The following is a 17,622-nucleotide window of genomic DNA, read 5'->3' as shown; positions in this document are numbered from 1 at the left end:
TTTGGATGGATTAATGAGCGAAAAACAAGATCAGTCGGAGCTGGATGAGGTAGAAATCGTTGATGCTGAGGTTCTGGAATCTTCACGCAACGAGCCGACCCAGCCTGCTGCCCCCATCGGGCCCTCCCGCATAGCGCTGATTCTGGCTGTGCTGGCAATTTTTGGCGTTACAGCAGGCTTGGGCTTTGGATACCAGCACGTCAAAACGCTGGAAGCCTCTCTGTTAAAGATGAATCAGACCATTTCGGATACCGGTCAACAGCAAACGGCACTCCAGTCAGAGCTGAATAAAACCCGCCAGGCCTTCGATGCCCAGAAAGAGAAGCTCGATATCCAGAAGCAGGCGCTCTCTGATCAGGATAAACGGCTGGTCGAAGAGCAGAATAAACTACGGCAGCAGCGCAGTGAAATGCAGGAGACCTTGGAAAAGGTCTATCGCCGGGTTGGACGTAACAGTACCGCCTGGATGGCGGCTGGAGCTGAGTATCTGATACTGGTGGCTAACCATCGGCTGCAGCTCGAAGGCGATGTCTCAACCGCGATTAAAGCGCTGGAAGCGGCAGATAGCCGTTTGCGGGATATCGGTGACCCGGGCTGGAGTGGTGTACGTGAAAGATTGGCAGCAGAGATTGCCTCTCTGAAAGGGGTGGGTGCGCTGGATCGTACCGGCCTGGCAGCCAAGCTGGCTGGCATGGCAATGCAGATCAAAGGGTTGAAAATGGTCGGTATTCGGCCCGCTCCTGCACCGGCTGAAAGTGATCTTAAAGTGACAGAGTCGGGTGAACGTACCTTTAAGAGCATGATCAACGATGGCTGGGAGGGTTTTAAATCAGTCATGGTGATCCGTCATCATGACAAGCCGGTTAATGCCATGCTGCCACCGGAGCAGCAGTATTTTGTCTATCAGAATCTTGAATTGCAGCTGGAGAGTGCCCGTCTTGCCCTGTTGCGGGGTGACCAGGCACTTTATACTGCCAGTCTGCAGACGGTCGATCAGTGGCTTAAAGAGTTTTTCAATATAGAATCTAACGCAACCAAGGCGCTTTTGGGTCAGATCTCTGAACTGCAGGCCATTGTCCTGAATCCTGACCTGCCCGATATCTCCAAATCGTTAATTGCGCTCCGGGGTCGCCTGAAAAGCGGAACGGGGGGCGCTGAGTAATGAAGATACTGATCCTCAGTCTGCTGGCGCTGGCCGCTTCGGTTTTTTTGGCGCTGATGGTCCAGAATGACAATGGTTACATGTTGATCGGTTACGGTGAGTGGACCATCGAAGGAAGCTTGGCCTTTTTCATGCTGATGAACCTGGTGGTTTTTGCAGTGATCTACTTCCTGCTGCGATTCATCTCTCGGGTCTGGGCCATGCCTGACCAGATTCACAGCTGGCGTATCAAGCGGGGTGCACGGCGCTCACGCAAAGCTCTGAGCCAGGGGCTGATGGAGTTGTCGGAAGGCAGCTGGAAGCACGCGGAACGAAACCTGATCCGCTTTGCCGGAAATTCTGAAACCCCCATGCTCAACTATCTGGCCGCCGCACGTTCTGCTCAGCAGCAGGGCGCCTATGACAGGCGCGACGAATACCTTCAACTGGCCCACGAGAGCATGCCCTCGGCGGATGTAGCCGTTGGATTGACCCAGGCAGAGCTGCAGTTGGAGCATCATCAGATGGAACAGGCATTGGCAACCCTGAAGCATCTGCGCGGTATAGCTCCCCGGCACACCCATGTTCTAAAGTTGCTGAAGGAACTTTATGAACACCTGGATGATTGGCAGGCGTTGGGAGAGCTGCTGCCAGATCTGAAAAAGCAGAAAGTCATCGATCGGGATGAACAGAAGAAGCTTGAATTCAATCTCTTCCACAATCAGCTGACCCGCGCAGCCCAGGATGAAGATCCATTGCAGTTGCATCGGGTATGGAAAAGTCTGCCGCGACAGATTCGTCTCGGTGAAGAGATGGTGACGATTTTCGTCAACTACCTGATTAACCGTCAGGATAATGAGCAGGTTGAGAAAATACTCAGAGAGGCGATCAATCAGCATTGGAGTGATGATCTGGTAGAACTCTATGGCCGGGTTATCTCCAGTGACAGCCCCCGTCAACTGACGGCGGCGGAGGACTGGCTCACCGCCTATCCAAAAAATCCGGTCTTGTTATTTACCTTGGGGCGCCTCTGTCTGCAGAATAAGCTCTGGGGCAAGGCCCGAAGTTACCTGGAGGCCAGCATCGGCATAGGCCCATCGGCATCTGCATATCGTGAACTTGGCGCATTGCTTGAGCGGATGGGCGAGCAGGTGCAGGCGATGATCTGTTTTAAATCCGGCCTGGAACTGAAAAGTGATACGCCGTTGCTGGAGTTGCCTGCGTCACTAAATCTGCATAATAGTAAACTTGAAGCGCCGATGGATGTAGCCAGGGGTGCCAATCCACCAAAACTTGAGATTATTGCAGCCGATCAAGCCCTGCCGGCCATGGAGAGCGAAGCGAAGGCCAGTAGTCCCCGGTAGCCGCACTGCTTACCCAATGTACGATAGCGCAAGGAGGAGAAGCAAAGTCGGCGTCCAGCCATTTGTGGAAATGCTGCGTGTGGCCTGCGCCGAGTGAAACGATGGTGTGGCGAAGCGGCGCATACGCAGGGCGGCTGAGGCAATAATAGGCTGTCGAGGGTCAAGTGCGGCTGGGGGACTAGGGCGTCCCAAAACGCATCACGAGATCGAAGACACACTCGCTTAGAAATGATTGATATCCCGAGCCTGCACCGAGATGTCGATGGTATGACCTATAAGCAAGCGCCCTTCGGTCAGGCATCTATTTATCTGGGTTATCCTGAGCCCACTCAAACACATCCGAAAACATATTATCTTCACTCATACGGGCTGCCATAAAGGCCTTTTTGGCGCCGAAAACCATTACCGGTGGGCCACTCATGTAGAGATCGTAAAGGCTCATGTCCTGGTGATCCTCGAGTACAGCATCATGTACCCAGCCGCTCCTGCCACTCCAGCCGCTGTCGGGTTCGGACAATACGGGGACGAAAGTTAAATTTTTCTGCTCCTCAGCCCACTTCGATGCCAATTCCTCAAGGTAGAGATCACGCTCGGCACGTACTCCCCAATAAAGATGGATCGGACAATCCTGGCCGATGTGGATAGCGTGTTCGATAATCCCTTTCAGTGGAGCAAAGCCAGTGCCTCCGGCCATGAAGATCCGGGGACGATCAGAATTCTCTCGCAGATAGAAGCCGCCCATGGGGGCCTGAATGTTGAAGATATCGCCGGATTTTATCCCGTTGAAGAGAAGATCGGTGAACTTTCCACCAGGGACGTGGCGAATATGCAGCTCAATAAGGTCATCATTATGCGGTGCATTGGCTATGGAGAAGGCGCGGCGGCGACCATCCTCCATCATGAAATCGAGATATTGGCCAGCAAGAAACAGAATACGCTCATTTTCAGGTAGCTTCAGGTAGACCCGCATCACATCGTGCGAGAGCTGCTCCAGCTTCTCTACTTTGCAGGGCAGGGCACGAATCTTCTCTTGTGCTTCGCTCTCTACCTCATTGAGGTGAATGGCCAAATCACTGGAGGGTGTCGCTTTGCAGGTGAGGCAATAGCCATCCGGTTTTTCATCTACCGTGCCCTGGGTCTCTTCAGGATAGGTAACTGAACCCGAGATCAAAGTCCCTGAGCAGGTCCCGCACATGCCATTGCGGCAACCATAAGGCAGGGAGATGCCTTGCCGTTCTGCTGCATCTAGAATAAATTCACCAGCTTCAGCTGAAAATTGATGGCCGCTGGGTTCTACTAGTACCTTGAAAGTCATAAAATTCCTTCAATGAATACGTCTGGACCTATTGAATTCTCTACTATTTTACTGTGAAATAATACCCTATTATGGCTAAGTTAATATTTGACTGTGGTTATCTTGCCGGAAAGTGGCCGATGCTTACCTGAAACAATGTGATCAGGTTACCGGGTTGGTGCGTGGTCCCATTAGTGCCGAGGTGCTGAAATCGGCTGGAATTTCTGCCCTGGAGGCTGATCTGGATAATCCGCAAGTACCTCAATTACCTCTTCAAAGGGCGCAGCTGTTCTATTTTACGCCATCTCCCGGAGAGGGTATTGCCGACACACGGGTAATGCCTTTATTGAAGCCTGTTCACAGCAAGGAAATCCTGACCGCATTGTCTACCTGAGCACTACCGGCGTCTATGGTGACTGCAATGGAGAATGGGTGGATGAGTCCCGACCGGTGAAGCCGGTGCTAGGATGCGGAGGTGCAGTTTCGCCAATGGAGTCTGAAGAGCGAAAAAGAGCTGGTGGGTCTCAGGTATCTAGGGACTAGGAGACTGCCGATGGTCAGGGAAGAGAAGGCGCCATTCACGAATCGTATCCATATCCATGACTTGGTTGCAGTCTGTATTGCCGCTATGGAGCAAGGAAAAAGTGGCGAGCTGTACAATGTAAGCAATGGCCGCCCGAGTACCATGATCTTGCCAGCCTTCCCAGGCCACCCCAGATTCCCCTCCAGGAGGGAATCGCGACGGCTTGATAACCGAAAGATGCTGGACGACCTGAGTGTGGTGCTACGCTATCCCGATCTGGAGACAGGACTGCCTTGTTCGCTTTTGTCTTAGCTACACAGGCTGAATGACACCTACTTGAGACTACATCATTCCTTTTTATTAACCTGGCGGACATTTACATATTGATATAATGCTTGTATAAAAATAGATGCAAGCAAGCTCAGCACTGAGCAACAAGAACTCCTGAGACAGCAAGCTGTTCAGCTCCGCCCGCAAGAAAATGGCTTAAGGAAATGCGGCTTATTGTATGTTCATCCAAGTACGGCTGGACAGTGGTATAAGCACTATCGTGTCGGTGGTAAAGAAGCTCGGCCATCGCGAAGCGAGGACCAAAAAATGCATACCGTCGCCTGATTGAAGCTCAGAAGTAAAAAGTCATCCTGATTACCTATGAAACTCAGCTATGATGCAAGAAACATAATTACCTTGGATTCGATAGGTTACAGGGGCGTTATGTGCTGTTGTTTTTATATTAACGATAATTCGTATTATTTCGGCAGCACTATGGACCTCGACCGAAGTATTTATGGGGTCTACAGCCAAATGGCACTTACTTAGGCTTAAAACCATCACCATCCCGGCGCAGGCCGGGATCCAGAGCGAGCAATAGTGGTTGTTTCCTGGATTCCGGCCTGCGCCGGAATGACGAATTAGCGGCTTGATTAGGGAATATTAAGCCTAAGTCAGTGCCATTCGAGTCTACAGTCCACAATTCGGCTGAGCAATAAGCAATAGCTGAGCTTCATAGGTAATCAGGAAAGTCATTGAAGCAATTCGGGATCATATGCCGGATCAATACAAATTCGGTTTTGCGCTCTGGGCTCGAGGATCCATTGCCCAGCTTATTAAGCAGCTTTGGGGAGTTAACATCTCTGTGCGGACTATGTCCGACTGCCTTAAGCGCTAGGTTTTTACGCCTCAAAAGCCAGCCTGGGAGAAAATCCCAGGCAAAAATAGATGCCTGATTGAAAGATGAGTATCCTGGTATTAAGGAGCGGGCTAAAAAAGAGAATGCCACTATATTCTGGGGTGATGAAACGAGTATAAAAAATACCACGCAGCATGGTCGCTGTCATGCTCCGCAAGGACAAACGCCAGTACAGCGGGTGTCGCTGAATATGATTTCAGCCATTGCGAATCAGGGTGAAGTACAGCTTCATGCTCTATGAGCCAGCCAGACAGGCATAGGTCCAGTGACCGTGAAGGTACCCAAGGTACGCTCTAGATCTGGAGGCCCGGTCACTTTCCACGCGGCGTTGGTCCCTCCCTATATTCGCAAAACCCGTTCGCTGAAAGCTGCAATTCCCTGGCTGTATAGCCGCGGTGAGATGAGGAAAGCACTCAAGGTGCGGGCCGATCCGGAAGCAAAAGGGCTATCTGCCAGTACGGTTTCCAGACTGAAGCAGGTACGGGCACAGGGGTATCAGATTGGTGCATCACCAGATTGGGCAAAGCTCGCTGGGTATACATCTGGGTAGACAGCATCTACAGGAATGATAACCGAAAGTGTTGTTTGAAGGGAATTGAAAAAAAGCGGTGTATCTGGTTGATTTGTTGTTGCGAGACATCAAAACAACCATTGGAGATACGCCACCACGAGTAAGAATAACGTTGTTAAGCTGGCAGGTCGAGATACGATTATCGATCCGCTGACAAAGTTGCTGAGAAGTGGTGCAGAGCAGTTGATCTACTAGGCGGTGGAGGCCGAGCTGCTGGAGCTGTTGGCGGAGCACGTCGAGCGACGGACAGAAGATGGCAAGGTGGGTGTGGTGCGTAATGGTCACCTGCCAGCTCGTAAGCTGCAGACAGGATTAGGGCCGGTCACGGTCAAGATCCCCAAAGTTCGCGCGAAGACCGGCGAGCCGGTGACGTTCCGATCAGCTCTGGTGCCGCCGTATGTACGCAAGACGAAGTCACTGGAAGCGGCACTGCCGTGGCTCTACCTGAAGAGGATTTCCAGTGGAGAGATGGGTGAAGCCCTGAAAGTGCTGGTGGTTCCGGATGCAACAGGCTTGTCGGCGGGCAGGGTATCGCGTCTGAAGCAGGTCTGGGCAGAAGAATATCGGGGCTGGTGCGAGGAGCGCCTGGATAAGGGCCATTGGGTGTATGTGTGGGCAGACGGTGTCTACAGCGGACAGAGAGCAGAGCAGACGAAGCTGTGTGCCCTGGTGGTGATCGGCGTGAATGAGCGTGGTGAGAAGCATTTTCTGGCAATTGAGGATGGTGTACGGGAGTCCACACAGAGCTGGCGGGAGGTGCTGTTAAAACTGAAGTCACGCGGACTGACCCCGCCAAAATTGGCGATCGGTGACGGTGTTATGGGCTTCTGGGCTGCAGTGGAGGAAGTGTATCCAGAGACGCGTCAGCAGCGCTGCTGGATGCACAAAACCATGAACGTGCTGAACTGCCTGCCAAGGTCAGCTCAGCCGAAAGCGAAGCAGGCACTGCACAACATCTGGCAGTCGGAGACCCAGGCCGATGCGGAAAAGGCCTTTGATCTGTTTATCAAAACGTATGAGCCAAAGTATCCGAAGGCTGCCATCTGTCTGCACAAAGACCGAGAGGAACTGATGGCTTTCTATCAATTTCCTGCGCAGCATTGGCAGAGTATTCGGACCAGCAATCCGATTGAATCCACCTTCGGGACAATCCGCCATCGAACCAAGCGTTCCAAGGGCTGCCTATCGCGTGACGGCATGCTACACATGATGTTCAAACTCGGCCTGTGTGCCGAGAAGGCGTGGAGACGATTACGGGGTTTCGATTACCTGGCGAAGGTGATAACCGGAATCAAATTTAAAGAGGGTGTTGAGGTAGCAAGAGTCGATCAGGTCGCCGCTTGATTCAACTGGCTAAACACCAGATTTGACTATAACTCCATGGGAGTTGAACAAGTAAAACTCTTCGCATTGATTATTATTCGTGTCAATGAACGGGGTGAGAGGCATTTTCTGGTGATAGAAGATGGTGTCCGAGAGTCAACGCAGAGCTGGCATGAAGTCCTGCTGAAGTCGAAATTGCGCTGAGCATGAGAATATCGTCCTTGCATGATCAAGGCGTTCTTTCCTACCTTGATATAGCTCTGGCGTCATTTGGTGCCGCTGTTTTGAGCCGCAGACACCAATAGGTCACGTATTTTATGGTAGAATTTTGCGTCTGTTGGAAAGATGATGGCCTTCTCTTGAACAGTGGTGTCCACATTCACGTCCTCTAATTCGCGCAAGCTCATTGCTTTAGTGTTCAGCGCTAGCTCGATGGTTTGTTTCAACAGCGCGTCAAATTTATTACCGACTCGGTTGCGCCAACGAACCAGTCTGGAGGAGTGTAAGGGAGTTTCTGTTGCAGGTATTGAAATCCACAAAAGTAGGGCCAACATGGGTTTTCAACTCAGCGTTTCACAACGCTCTCATTAAAGGTGTACTTGAGGTAATGTAGGCTCGCCAGTAAACGAGTGAGTAACGGGGGTTGGCCAGCACCTTCGTTGCAAATAACATCAATGCCAACTTCAAGTTTTTCCCCGTCCATCTTCTCGAATAACCGCACCAGTGGGTGCAAGAGGCTTAGGATCTGAGAAAGTTGCGAACGGAATAAATCAGTACTGTTATCTAGGCTTTGTGGTTTTATATTTGCAAGGTCTTGATGATGAAGGAGGCTCTTCTTGCAAACCACTTTATCATAAATAGCTTATTAATTCATATTTATCATATGGTTATGAATAATTCAGAGGCGGCTAGATAAATCGTACTCTCCCGGACCCTATTAACGACAATAGCAACTCGGGTCTGCTTGCGGGAGACTCGACCGGAGCTCATCAAATCTTCCAGAAAACGTTTGCAGGCGCACATATCAACGGGTGATAGGAGCAATGGAATAATCAGACTATCGGCCCATCGTATCAAGGTGTTGATCACTTTTCCATGGGTGCTGGCCGACACGTCCATGATCAGGTGGTCTACACTTTTGGCTTCCCGGGTAGCGTCAACGTCAATGCCCTGCATCTCATGAATTCCATCGTAATCCTCCCTGGCTTTCAACCAGTCGAGGGTTGAGCCCTGAGGGTCGAAATCTGCCAGTGTGACCCTTCGTCAGCCAACCAGGTGGCGATATTGGTCGCCAGAGTGGTTTTTCCACAGCCACCCTTGGCGTTCATCAGCATGATGGTATGCATCATCTTCTCCAGTGCTTTGTTGTTTTTGTTGGCTGATTATACGTGTGGATCAGGTGAGTTGTTCAATCCTTCTGATCAAATATATTTAACGACTCCCATATCTCATCCACCCGGCCTTTCACCGTTTCGTCCATGACGATTGGGCGCCCCCATTCTCGGGTGGTTTCATTTGGCCATTTATTGGTGGCATCGAAACCCATCTTGGAGCCCAGTCCGGAAACCGGTGAGGCAAAGTCGAGATAGTCGATGGGGGTGTTTTCCACTATCGTGGTGTCTCTGGAGGGGTCCATGCGAGTGGTCATGGCCCAGATCACGTCATTCCAGTCACGGACGTTGATATCATCATCGGTGACTATGACAAATTTGGTGTACATAAACTGCCGCAGAAACGACCAGACGCCCATCATCACCCGCTTGGCATGTCCGGGGTATTGCTTTTTCATGGAGACAACCGCCATGCGATAGGAACAGCCTTCCGGTGGTAGATAAAAGTCGATTATCTCCGGAAACTGCTTCTGCAGTATGGGGACAAAAACCTCATTCAGTGCGACTCCGAGCATCGCGGGTTCATCTGGGGGACGACCCGTATACGTGCTGTGGTAGATGGGGCCACGCCGGTGGGTGATGCGTTCAATGGTAAAGACGGGGAAATCATCCACCTCATTATAGTAGCCGGTGTGATCGCCGTAAGGGCCTTCGGGTGCGATATCATCCGGATAGATATTCCCTTCCAGAATGAACTCGGCAGAGGCCGGAACCAGTAGATCATTGGTAAGGCTTTTGGCCACCTCGGTGCGGCTGCCGCGGAGCAGTCCGGCAAAGGCATACTCTGAAAGCGTGTCAGGCACCGGTGTTACCGCGGCCAGTATGGTGGCCGGGTCGGCGCCTAAGGCAACCGATATGGGAAACGGCTCGCCGGGATGGGCCTGCTGCCACTCCCGAAAATCGAGCGCGCCGCCACGGTGGGAGAGCCAGCGCATAATCACCCGATTTTTGCCAAGGACCTGCATCCGGTAGATGCCGAGGTTCTGGCGTGATTTTAGCGGACCTTTGGTGGTCACCAGACCCCAGGTAATGAGCGGCGCGGCATCTTCCGGCCAGCAGGTCTGGACAGGAATGCTGGCCAGATCAATCTGTTCCTGCTCAATCACCACCTCCTGGCAGGGTGGACGCTTGATCTCCTTGGGCGCCATGTCCAGCATCTTGCGGTACATCGGCAGTTTCTCCCAGGCGTCCTTCATTCCCTTGGGCGGCTCCGGCTCCTTCAGTGTTGCCAGCAGCTTGCCGACTTCGCGCAGCGTCTCCACCGACTCTTCACCCATGCCCATCGCCACCCGCCGGGTGGTACCAAAAAGATTGCCCAATACCGGGTGGCAGGAACCTTTCACCTTCTCGAACAGAAGGGCGGGCCCGCCCGCTTTCAGCGTGCGGTCACAGATTGCGGTGATCTCAAGGTAGGGGTCCACCTCGATGGAGATGCGCTTGAGTTCACCCTGGGATTCGAGCTGTGCAATAAAATCACGGAGGTCTGAATATTTCATATTACATCCTGAGGCCACCGTATCGCTTGGCGATACGGTAGTTCTTGAAGACGATGCCGCTGATAAAACCAATCAGTAGAAGCGGGATATGCCATGCCCTTGGTTGGATATATGCAGTTTGTGGATTGCCGGTGCTGAGGCTGTTTTGCCGTGCCTCTTCCGCTGTCTGAAGCGCCTGCTCCAACGCCTGAATTCGCTCCTGACTGCTGTTGGCGGATTGTTGGCGTGCCTGCTCAAGCTGGCTTTTCAATTGTTTAACCTCGACTTGAATATCGGCCAACAAGGGTTTCAAAGGAGCCACCTGCTGGCCACTTTCAGCTGGCGAATCCTTGGCGGGTTTATCCTGGTTTATATATTGATTTTCAACCCATCCTTCGCTGCTGTCGCCCAGCCTGATTTTGCTGTAACCGTCTTTTTTCCTCAAGGGGACCTCCAAGGACGTGCCGCTGGGCAGTGCCCTAATTGGCCGGCTACTCCTATCGGGGGTTTTATAGAAACCAGCGAGCAGCTTATCGGTGATATGCGCCCCTTCGGCTGACAATGTGAACAGCAGCAGGCAGAGAGGAAAATCCCCCGCATCCTTTTGGCTTTGTGCTTCATCCGGAAATTCCACTGTGGCGGAGCAGAGCATCGATCCTGGGTTCGCGGCCGCGGAAAGCGGTGAAAAGATCCATGGCATCTTTGGAACCACCCTTTTCCAATACATTGTGGAGGAAAGAGGTGCCGGTTTCCCGATCGAAAATACCGTGCTCTTCAAACAGCGAGAAGGCGTCTGCAGAGAGCACCTCTGCCCATTTATAGCTGTAGTAGCCTGCGGCATAACCACCGGCGAAAATATGTGAGAAGCCGTGAGCGAAACGGTTGAATTCTGGCGGATGGACGACGGAGATGCGACTGCGCACCTGATTCAGAATGTCATAGATCCGGCCCCCCTGTGACGGGTCATATTCACGATGCATGCGGAAATCGAACAGACTGAACTCCAGTTGCCGCACCATCTGCATGCCGGATTGAAAATTCCTGGCAGCCACCATTTTTTCGTACATCTCTTTCGGGATAGGCTCATCTGTTTCAAAATGGCCGGAGATCAGGTTCAGGGCTTCACGCTCCCAGCACCAGTTCTCCATGAACTGGCTTGGGAGTTCGACTGCATCCCAGGCGACACCGCTAATACCGGATACGGCAAGATAATCCATCCGGGTCAGCAGGTGGTGCAGGCCATGGCCAAACTCATGGAACAGGGTCTGTACTTCATCGTGAGTGAAGAGTGCCGGTTTGTCGCCCACCGGTGGTGAAAAGTTACAGGTGAGGTAGGCCACCGGAATCTGGTCGCAGTTGGTGTTGAACATACGGCCTACGCACTCATCCATCCAGGCACCGCCACGTTTCTTCCGACGTGCGTAAAGGTCGAGATAGAACTGTCCGCGCAACTCGCCGGCAGTGTCGCGAATTTCAAAAAAACAGACATCGCTATGCCAGCTGTCGACCCCCTCTATCTCGGCAATCTCAATACCATAGAGACGCTTTACCACAGCGAACATACCAGGAACCACACGGCTCTCAGGAAAATAGGGCTTTAGCTCCTCCTGGGTAATGTCGTAGCGGTGCTGGCGTAATTTTTCTGAGTAATAGCCGATATCCCAGACTGCTATATCTTTTGCTCCATGGGTCTCTTCGGCATATGCCCTGAGTTCTTGCAGTTCGCGCTCTGCCTGGGGGTGAGAGCGTTCAGCCAGATCACTCAGAAAGTCCATCACCCGATCAGTCGATGGCGCCATTTTTTTAGCCATTGAGCGTTCAGCAAAGTTGTCGAAACCCAACAGTCCAGCCTGTTCGTGGCGCAGTGCGAGGATCTGTTCCATTACATCGCTATTGTCCCACTCCCCTGCGTAGGGGCCCTGGTCTGAAGCGCGGGTGGAGAAGGCCTCATACACTTCGCGACGCAGCTCACTGCTGTCTGCATAAGTCATCACCGGCAGGTAAGAGGGAAACTCCAGCGTTAACAGCCACCCCTGCTTGCCACGCTGCTCGGCACTTTGCCGGGCAAGGTCCAGAGCGGATTGTGGCAGACCGGTCAAAGCTTCTTCATCCTCAATCAACTTGCTCCAGGCATTGGTTGCGTCCAGTAGATGCTCTTCATATTTGCTGGTAAGCGTTGAGAGTGCCTGGCTGATCTCTTTGTAACGGTTCTTTTTATCAGTGGGCAGGTCCACTCCAGAGAGATGGAAATCACGCAGGGCGTTATCCAGTACCTTGCGCTGAGCCTCGTCCAGCTTATCACCCACTGCAACCGCTTTATAGGCATCAAACAGTGCTACATTCTGCCCCATCTCAGTGCCGTATTCGCTCAGCTTCGGCAGGCAGGCATTGTAAGCCGCTCTCAATTCATCACTGTTAACCACCGAGTTCATGTGACTGACTGGCGACCAGGCTCGGCCGAGTCTGTCATCCACCACCTCTAGAGGTTCCACCAGACTCTCCCAAGTGAAAGGCCCCCCATTAGCCAACAGACGTTTAGTCAGCTCTCTGGCGTTGGCCATCAACTGATCCATAGCTGGTTCCACGTGTTCTGGACAAATTTGTGAGAAAGGGGGCAAGCCTTCCAGGTTGAGCAGGGGGTTGTTCATTTGAGGAGGTGTCTCCAGGGGGTTGATTTAGTATGGGGATATTTTGACACAATTGGGTTTTATAAAAAGGGGGAGTTATTGCCAAAAGTGGTGTATCAGTCATCTATCAAGCGGCAACCTGGTCTGCTTTATCTATCTCGACTCCATAAATGGCACGCCTTTTATTACCTTGGTCAGATAATAAAATCCGCGCAGTTTACTGCCCGTTTTTCCCAGCACATTAGCCGAGCTTGAACATCATATGCAGCGATAAGCAGCCCTTGGGGCGCTTCGTGCGGTGACGGAGGTGGCAAATGTCAATTCAATAGGATTAGTCCTGAAGCTCTGCCAATGCTGGGCGGGAAAATCATAGAGCGCCAGCCATTCTTCCCGGTCTTTTTGCAGGCAGAGCATGGCTTTCGGATATTTTGGCTCGTGCGTCTTCACGAGCAGGTCGAAGGCTTTCTTTATATTATCCCGGGTATCCGTGCAACACCTAAGCAGGCACTGACAACGATCCGACGAGTGGAACCGCAACTCTCATAGTGATGACCCGCCACCTATGCAGTATCTGTAGTTACCGGCTATGAGCATATCCCGGAGCCAGTACCCAGGATGTCATCAAAGAAAATTACTCCGCTGTTACCTCCCCAGTCATCACAAACCACCGTTCCAACGGTGCCGATTACCGAAACCACCAAGCTCTACATCAAAGAGCGACAGAACACTCCTGCCTGTATTGCCGGGGCGGCTATTGTAGATAGTCACCTCGCTGCCGTCGGCGTATAGAGCCTCGAAAATAGCGCCGCTGACACGGCTGTTTCTAATATCCAGCGCACTCCCAGATACCATCACCCCCTGCCTGGACGATACTGCTGTCATCAATGTTATACCTCACTGCCACTGACAACCACGCCGGAAGATCCCGTATTATTGACCACACTCTGGCTGATACTGGCAAGCCCCAGCAAGATGGTAAAGCCATCGCCTGCGCTATTATCTATCCCGCTTCTGTTGAGTTCGACATAGCCTCCAAGGATACTTAAACCATCACCATCACCATCACCATCACCATCACCATCACCATCACCACCAACATCGGCTATGAAGGTATTCTCAAGGATCGCAGTACTGCACTCAATGTAAAGACCATCACTGGCCGTATTTCTGATCGCGCTGTTGTCCACCCGCGTATTGGTAGCATTAATCACGCTGATACCCACGCCGCCCCCTGTCACGTTGAGGCCAAAAATGCGGCTGTCATCAGCCATACTGGTAACAGCCAAGGCGGCATTGGTACCATTTGGGGTTACTGCACTCCCTTGAGTATGAAGCTGACAGGGCTCAATCCTTCTATCGGATCATTGCACTGCAGTGTGACTAACTAACCCGCACTGGCCAAAATCTGGCCCGCCTATAAAACGACAGTGTCATTACTATCAGCAGCGGAAACTGCGGCTACACGGGTAATCACCTGACCATTAGTGTTCAGTAAAGGCAGTGGATCGCTAAAACCTCTGTTTAAAACAATACCGCTCTCTCTGGCAATGGGTTCAACCATGCGTCGCTCGAGCCCCTGTGAATACCTTGAGCCACGGCCGGTAAAACTGCCAAAGGGTATTTGCAGCTGAAGCAGTCCATGGACCTCAGCATCATGCAGTCGATCCTGGGCTAGCTCACTCCCAAACATCAGCCGGGCACCCCTGCCCAGAAAAGGGAGATCGTGAAGCCGTAGTTCAAACCGCAATCTGGGGCCGGAGATAGCGCCATAGCCATCGGAGGAAAAATGGTAACCTCCGGCAAAAACGCGGGCGTCGCCAAACAGGGGCAAGCGAAAACCTACCTCCGCAGAGATACCGCCCAGTGCATGCTCGTACCCCATGCGAACACCGACGGAACTGCCATCAATTTCAATTTTGTTCAGATTACTGATGCGCCTGCTGGTTTGCTCTGGTCTATAGCCGTTGATTCGAACATCCCAGTCAGCCGCCAATAACTCTATACCGAAACTACCCTGATAAAAGGTATTCCCGTCACCCAATCTGATCCGGTCATAATGGCCACAGCCACCCAGGAGAATATCTTCATGGCGCTGCCGGTAGCCTAGGCCGATGCTATAGCCATGGGTGCTGTCGATACGATTCCGAAGGTTGAAAAAAAATAGAGAGTCATCGTACTGAGCCAGTGGTGCAAACAATTCGATTTGCTGAAATGATTGATCAGTGGTGAATTCATTTTTTTTTGAAACACGGTCAAGTGTCACCTGCCGGTAAATCTTGGACATTCTGGCCACAACCGCCTACACAGTTGAAGGCCTTAGCAGTCATCTCGCGCACTATCTGGATTTAGGATTTTTTGCACCGATAAAATATACTGGAAACCATATACAGCATCATTTTTTGTGTCGTTGGAAAGTTGCTATAGCTAATCGTTCGCAAGCAGTATGAAGAGAGATTACCATGACGACCGGAAACAACGAACCATCGGTTCTGCGCCAGGATGAAGAGGGCGTTACCACCCTGACCCTCAATCGCCCCCGACAATTCAATGCACTCTCAGAAGAGATGCTCACCGCACTGCAGGGTGAGCTGGAGAACATCACCAGTAATGACACTGTCCGGATGATTATCCTCGCCGCCAACGGCAAGACGTTCTGTGCCGACCATGGCCTGAAGCAGATGCGGGCCAACCCTGAAGAGGGCTATTACCAGGATCTGTTCGCCCAGTGCGGCAACCTGATGTATAGCATTATGCACCAACCCCAACCGGTGATTGCCCGGGTCCACGGCATTGCAACCGCCGCCGGTTGTCAGTTGCCTCCTGTGACTTGGCTATCGCCGCCGAAGAGGCCCGATTTGCCGTATCAGGCATCAATTTCGGACTTTTCTGCAGCACACCCAGTGTCGCTCTGGCCAGGAACATTGGTCGAAAACGTGCTCTTGAAATGCTCCTGACCGGAGATTTCATATCCTCCCAACAGGCCGCGGAAGAGGGGCTGGTCAATCGCGCGGTACCCGCAGACCAGTTGGATGCAGAGATCAAACGCCTGACCGATTCTATCTGTGCCAAATCCATGCCGGCTATTCGTGCCGGAAAGACGATGTACTATCGACAGCTGGAGATGGGGATAAAAGAGGCTTATCAGTATGCCGGTGGAGTTATAACTGAAAGTGTTGTTTGAAGGGAATTGAAAAAAAGCGGGGTATCTGGTTGATTTGTTGTTGCGAGACATCAAAACAACCATTGGAGATACGCGACCATGAGTAAGAATAACGTTGTTAAGCTGGCAGGTCGAGATACGATATCGATCCGCTGACAGAGTTGCCGAGAAGCGGTGCAGAGCAGTTGATCTACTAGGCGGTGGAGGCCGAGCTGCTGGAGCTGTTGGCGGAGCACGTCGAGCGACGGACAGAGGATGGCAAGGCGGGTGTGGTGCGCAATGGTCACCTGCCAGCTCGTAAAATGCAGACAGGATTGGGGCCGGTCACGGTCAAGATCCCCAAAGTTCGCGCGAAGACCGGCGAGCCGGTGACGTTCCGATCAGCTCTGGTGCCGCCGTATGTACGCAAGACGAAGTCACTGGAAGCGGCGCTGGCGTGGCTCTACCTGAAGGGGATTTCCAGTGGAGAGATGGGTGAAGCCCTGAAAGTGCTGGTGGTTCCGGATGCAACAGGCTTGTCGGCCGGCAGGGTATCGCGTCTGAAGCAGGTCTGGGCAGAAGAATATCGGAGCTGGTGCGAGGAGCGCCTGGATAAGGGTCATTGGGTGTATGTGTGGGCAGACGGGGTCTACAGCGGACAGAGAGCAGACGAAGCTGTGTGCCCTAGTGGTGATCGGCGTGGTGAGAAGCATTTTCTGGCAATTGAGGATGGTGTACGGGAGTCCGCACAGAGCTGGCGGGAGGTACTGTTGAAACTGAAGTCACGCGGACTGACCCCGCCAAAATTGGCGAATGGTATTCCGGGCTGCGCTGGAGGAAGTGTATCCGGAGACGCGCCAGCAGCGCTGCTGGATGCACAAGACCATGAACGTGCTGAACTGCCTGCCAAGGTCAGCTTAGCCGAAAGCGAAGCAGGCACTGCATAACATCTGGCAGTCGGAGACCCAGGCCGATGCGGAAAAAGCCTTTGATCTGTTTATCAAAACGTATGAGCCAAAGTATCCGAAGGCTGCCATCTGTCTGCACAAAGACCGAGAGGAACTGATGGCTTTCTATCAATTTCCTGCGCAGCATTGGCAGAGTATTCGGACCAGCAATCCGATTGAATCCACCTTCGGGACAATCCGCCATCGAACCAAGCGTTCCAAGGGCTGCCTATCGCGTGACGGCATGCTACACATGATGTTCAAACTCGGCCGGTGTGCCGAGAAGAAGTGGAGACGATTACGGGGTTTCGATTACCTGGCGAAGGTGACAACCGGGATCAAATTTAACGAGGGTGTTGAGGCAGCAAGAGTCGATCAGGTCGCCGCTTGATTCAACTGGCTAAACACCAGATTTGACTATAACTCTTCATGGCTGGCTCATACAGCATGAAGCTGTACTTCACCCTGATTCGCAATGGCTGAAATCATATTCAGCGACACCCGCTTGGACGGGAGCCGCTGTACTGGCGTTTGTCCTTGCGGAGCATGACAGCGACCATGCTGCGTGGTATTTTTTATACTCGTTTCATCACCCCAGAATATAGTGGCATTCTCTTTTTTAGCCCGCGCCTCAATGC

Annotated in this window: 16 protein-coding genes and 6 pseudogenes; 12 read left to right on the top strand and 10 right to left on the bottom strand. The window is 52.3% G+C overall.

Going from position 1 to position 17,622, the window contains the following annotated elements; genetic code table 11:
- The first annotated feature begins 13 nt into the window (after window positions 1-13).
- Window positions 14-1,162, top strand: a complete 1,149-nt coding sequence (locus MN084_RS18720; RefSeq protein WP_241085413.1) for a uroporphyrinogen-III C-methyltransferase — start codon at window positions 14-16, stop codon at window positions 1,160-1,162.
- The gene (locus MN084_RS18715; RefSeq protein ID WP_241085414.1) at window positions 1,162-2,505 is read left to right on the top strand and encodes a heme biosynthesis protein HemY; all 1,344 of its coding nucleotides are present in this window, start codon (window positions 1,162-1,164) and stop codon (window positions 2,503-2,505) included. The genes MN084_RS18720 and MN084_RS18715 overlap by 1 nt, the downstream gene beginning before the upstream one ends.
- Window positions 2,506-2,806: 301 nt before the next feature.
- Here MN084_RS18715 and MN084_RS18710 read toward each other — a convergent pair whose 3' ends face one another.
- A complete protein-coding gene (locus MN084_RS18710; RefSeq protein WP_241085415.1) occupies window positions 2,807-3,820 on the bottom strand; it encodes a CDP-6-deoxy-delta-3,4-glucoseen reductase in 1,014 nt (337 codons plus the stop codon).
- Window positions 3,821-3,932: 112 nt separating this feature from the next.
- Here MN084_RS18710 and MN084_RS18705 point away from each other — a divergent pair, with 112 nt between their 5' ends.
- From MN084_RS18705 to MN084_RS18680, 7 genes and pseudogenes are all read left to right on the top strand, one after another.
- Window positions 3,933-4,193, top strand: a complete 261-nt coding sequence (locus tag MN084_RS18705; protein ID WP_241085416.1) for a hypothetical protein — start codon at window positions 3,933-3,935, stop codon at window positions 4,191-4,193.
- A gap of 81 nt (window positions 4,194-4,274) precedes the next feature.
- Window positions 4,275-4,634, top strand: coding sequence for a hypothetical protein (locus tag MN084_RS18700; protein ID WP_241085417.1), 360 nt, complete (start codon window positions 4,275-4,277; stop codon window positions 4,632-4,634).
- Window positions 4,635-5,367: 733 nt separating this feature from the next.
- Complete coding sequence (locus MN084_RS20160; RefSeq protein ID WP_445083865.1) at window positions 5,368-5,490, top strand: winged helix-turn-helix domain-containing protein; 123 nt, start codon at window positions 5,368-5,370, stop codon at window positions 5,488-5,490.
- A 58-nt stretch (window positions 5,491-5,548) separates the two neighbouring features.
- Complete coding sequence (locus MN084_RS18695; RefSeq protein ID WP_241085418.1) at window positions 5,549-5,752, top strand: hypothetical protein; 204 nt, start codon at window positions 5,549-5,551, stop codon at window positions 5,750-5,752.
- 6 nt (window positions 5,753-5,758) lie between these two features.
- Window positions 5,759-6,096: pseudogene (locus MN084_RS18690) on the top strand (transposase); the annotation flags it as partial.
- A 106-nt stretch (window positions 6,097-6,202) separates the two neighbouring features.
- A pseudogene (locus MN084_RS18685) lies at window positions 6,203-7,426 on the top strand (IS256 family transposase).
- Window positions 7,427-7,471: 45 nt separating this feature from the next.
- Window positions 7,472-7,606, top strand: a pseudogene (locus MN084_RS18680) (IS256 family transposase); the annotation flags it as partial.
- A 65-nt stretch (window positions 7,607-7,671) separates the two neighbouring features.
- On the opposite strand, the gene MN084_RS18675 reads toward MN084_RS18680, so the two are convergent.
- From MN084_RS18675 to MN084_RS18645, 7 genes and pseudogenes are all read right to left on the bottom strand, one after another.
- Entirely contained in the window at window positions 7,672-7,851 is a 180-nt protein-coding gene (locus MN084_RS18675; RefSeq protein ID WP_330178241.1) for a hypothetical protein, read from the bottom strand.
- Between the two features lie 433 nt (window positions 7,852-8,284).
- Window positions 8,285-8,617, bottom strand: coding sequence for a hypothetical protein (locus MN084_RS18670; RefSeq protein WP_241085420.1), 333 nt, complete (start codon window positions 8,615-8,617; stop codon window positions 8,285-8,287).
- Window positions 8,614-8,754 (bottom strand): ParA family protein, encoded by a 141-nt coding sequence (locus tag MN084_RS18665; RefSeq protein ID WP_241085421.1) that lies wholly within the window; start codon window positions 8,752-8,754, stop codon window positions 8,614-8,616. The genes MN084_RS18670 and MN084_RS18665 overlap by 4 nt, the downstream gene beginning before the upstream one ends.
- Before the next feature lie 59 nt (window positions 8,755-8,813).
- Window positions 8,814-10,292, bottom strand: a complete 1,479-nt coding sequence (ubiD, locus tag MN084_RS18660) for a 4-hydroxy-3-polyprenylbenzoate decarboxylase (protein ID WP_241085422.1) — start codon at window positions 10,290-10,292, stop codon at window positions 8,814-8,816.
- A 1-nt stretch (window position 10,293) separates the two neighbouring features.
- Window positions 10,294-10,905 carry a TIGR04211 family SH3 domain-containing protein gene (locus MN084_RS18655; protein ID WP_241085423.1) on the bottom strand — a complete coding sequence of 204 codons (612 nt, stop codon included), beginning with the start codon at window positions 10,903-10,905 and terminating at the stop codon, window positions 10,294-10,296.
- On the bottom strand, window positions 10,889-12,919 hold the full coding sequence (gene prlC / locus MN084_RS18650) for an oligopeptidase A (RefSeq protein ID WP_241085424.1): 2,031 nt from the start codon (window positions 12,917-12,919) through the stop codon (window positions 10,889-10,891). Before prlC ends, MN084_RS18655 begins: the two co-directional genes overlap by 17 nt.
- Window positions 12,920-13,051: 132 nt before the next feature.
- A pseudogene (locus MN084_RS18645) lies at window positions 13,052-13,366 on the bottom strand (transposase); the annotation flags it as partial.
- A 147-nt stretch (window positions 13,367-13,513) separates the two neighbouring features.
- On the opposite strand from MN084_RS18645, the gene MN084_RS18640 reads away from it, so the two are divergent.
- Window positions 13,514-13,687: a hypothetical protein gene (locus MN084_RS18640; RefSeq protein WP_241085425.1), complete on the top strand. Its 174-nt coding sequence runs from the start codon at window positions 13,514-13,516 to the stop codon at window positions 13,685-13,687.
- Between the two features lie 98 nt (window positions 13,688-13,785).
- Here the strand turns inward: MN084_RS18640 and MN084_RS18635 are convergent, their stop codons facing one another.
- Both MN084_RS18635 and MN084_RS18630 read right to left on the bottom strand, forming a co-directional pair.
- The gene (locus MN084_RS18635) at window positions 13,786-14,184 is read right to left on the bottom strand and encodes a right-handed parallel beta-helix repeat-containing protein (protein ID WP_241085426.1); all 399 of its coding nucleotides are present in this window, start codon (window positions 14,182-14,184) and stop codon (window positions 13,786-13,788) included.
- 128 nt (window positions 14,185-14,312) lie between these two features.
- A complete protein-coding gene (locus MN084_RS18630; RefSeq protein ID WP_241085427.1) occupies window positions 14,313-15,182 on the bottom strand; it encodes an inverse autotransporter beta domain-containing protein in 870 nt (289 codons plus the stop codon).
- 175 nt (window positions 15,183-15,357) lie between these two features.
- On the opposite strand from MN084_RS18630, the pseudogene MN084_RS18625 reads away from it, so the two are divergent.
- Together MN084_RS18625 and MN084_RS18620 are read left to right on the top strand one after the other, a co-directional pair.
- Window positions 15,358-16,052 (top strand): annotated as a pseudogene (locus MN084_RS18625) (enoyl-CoA hydratase); the annotation flags it as partial.
- Window positions 16,053-16,201: 149 nt separating this feature from the next.
- Window positions 16,202-17,375 (top strand): annotated as a pseudogene (locus MN084_RS18620) (IS256 family transposase).
- The last annotated feature ends 247 nt before the right edge of the window (window positions 17,376-17,622 follow it).

This window comes from Candidatus Vondammii sp. HM_W22 (genome assembly GCF_022530855.2).
Classification (GTDB): domain Bacteria; phylum Pseudomonadota; class Gammaproteobacteria; order Chromatiales; family Chromatiaceae; genus Vondammii.
Note: the sequence above shows the minus strand (reverse complement) of the source record. Positions and strands in the feature narration are given on the sequence as shown.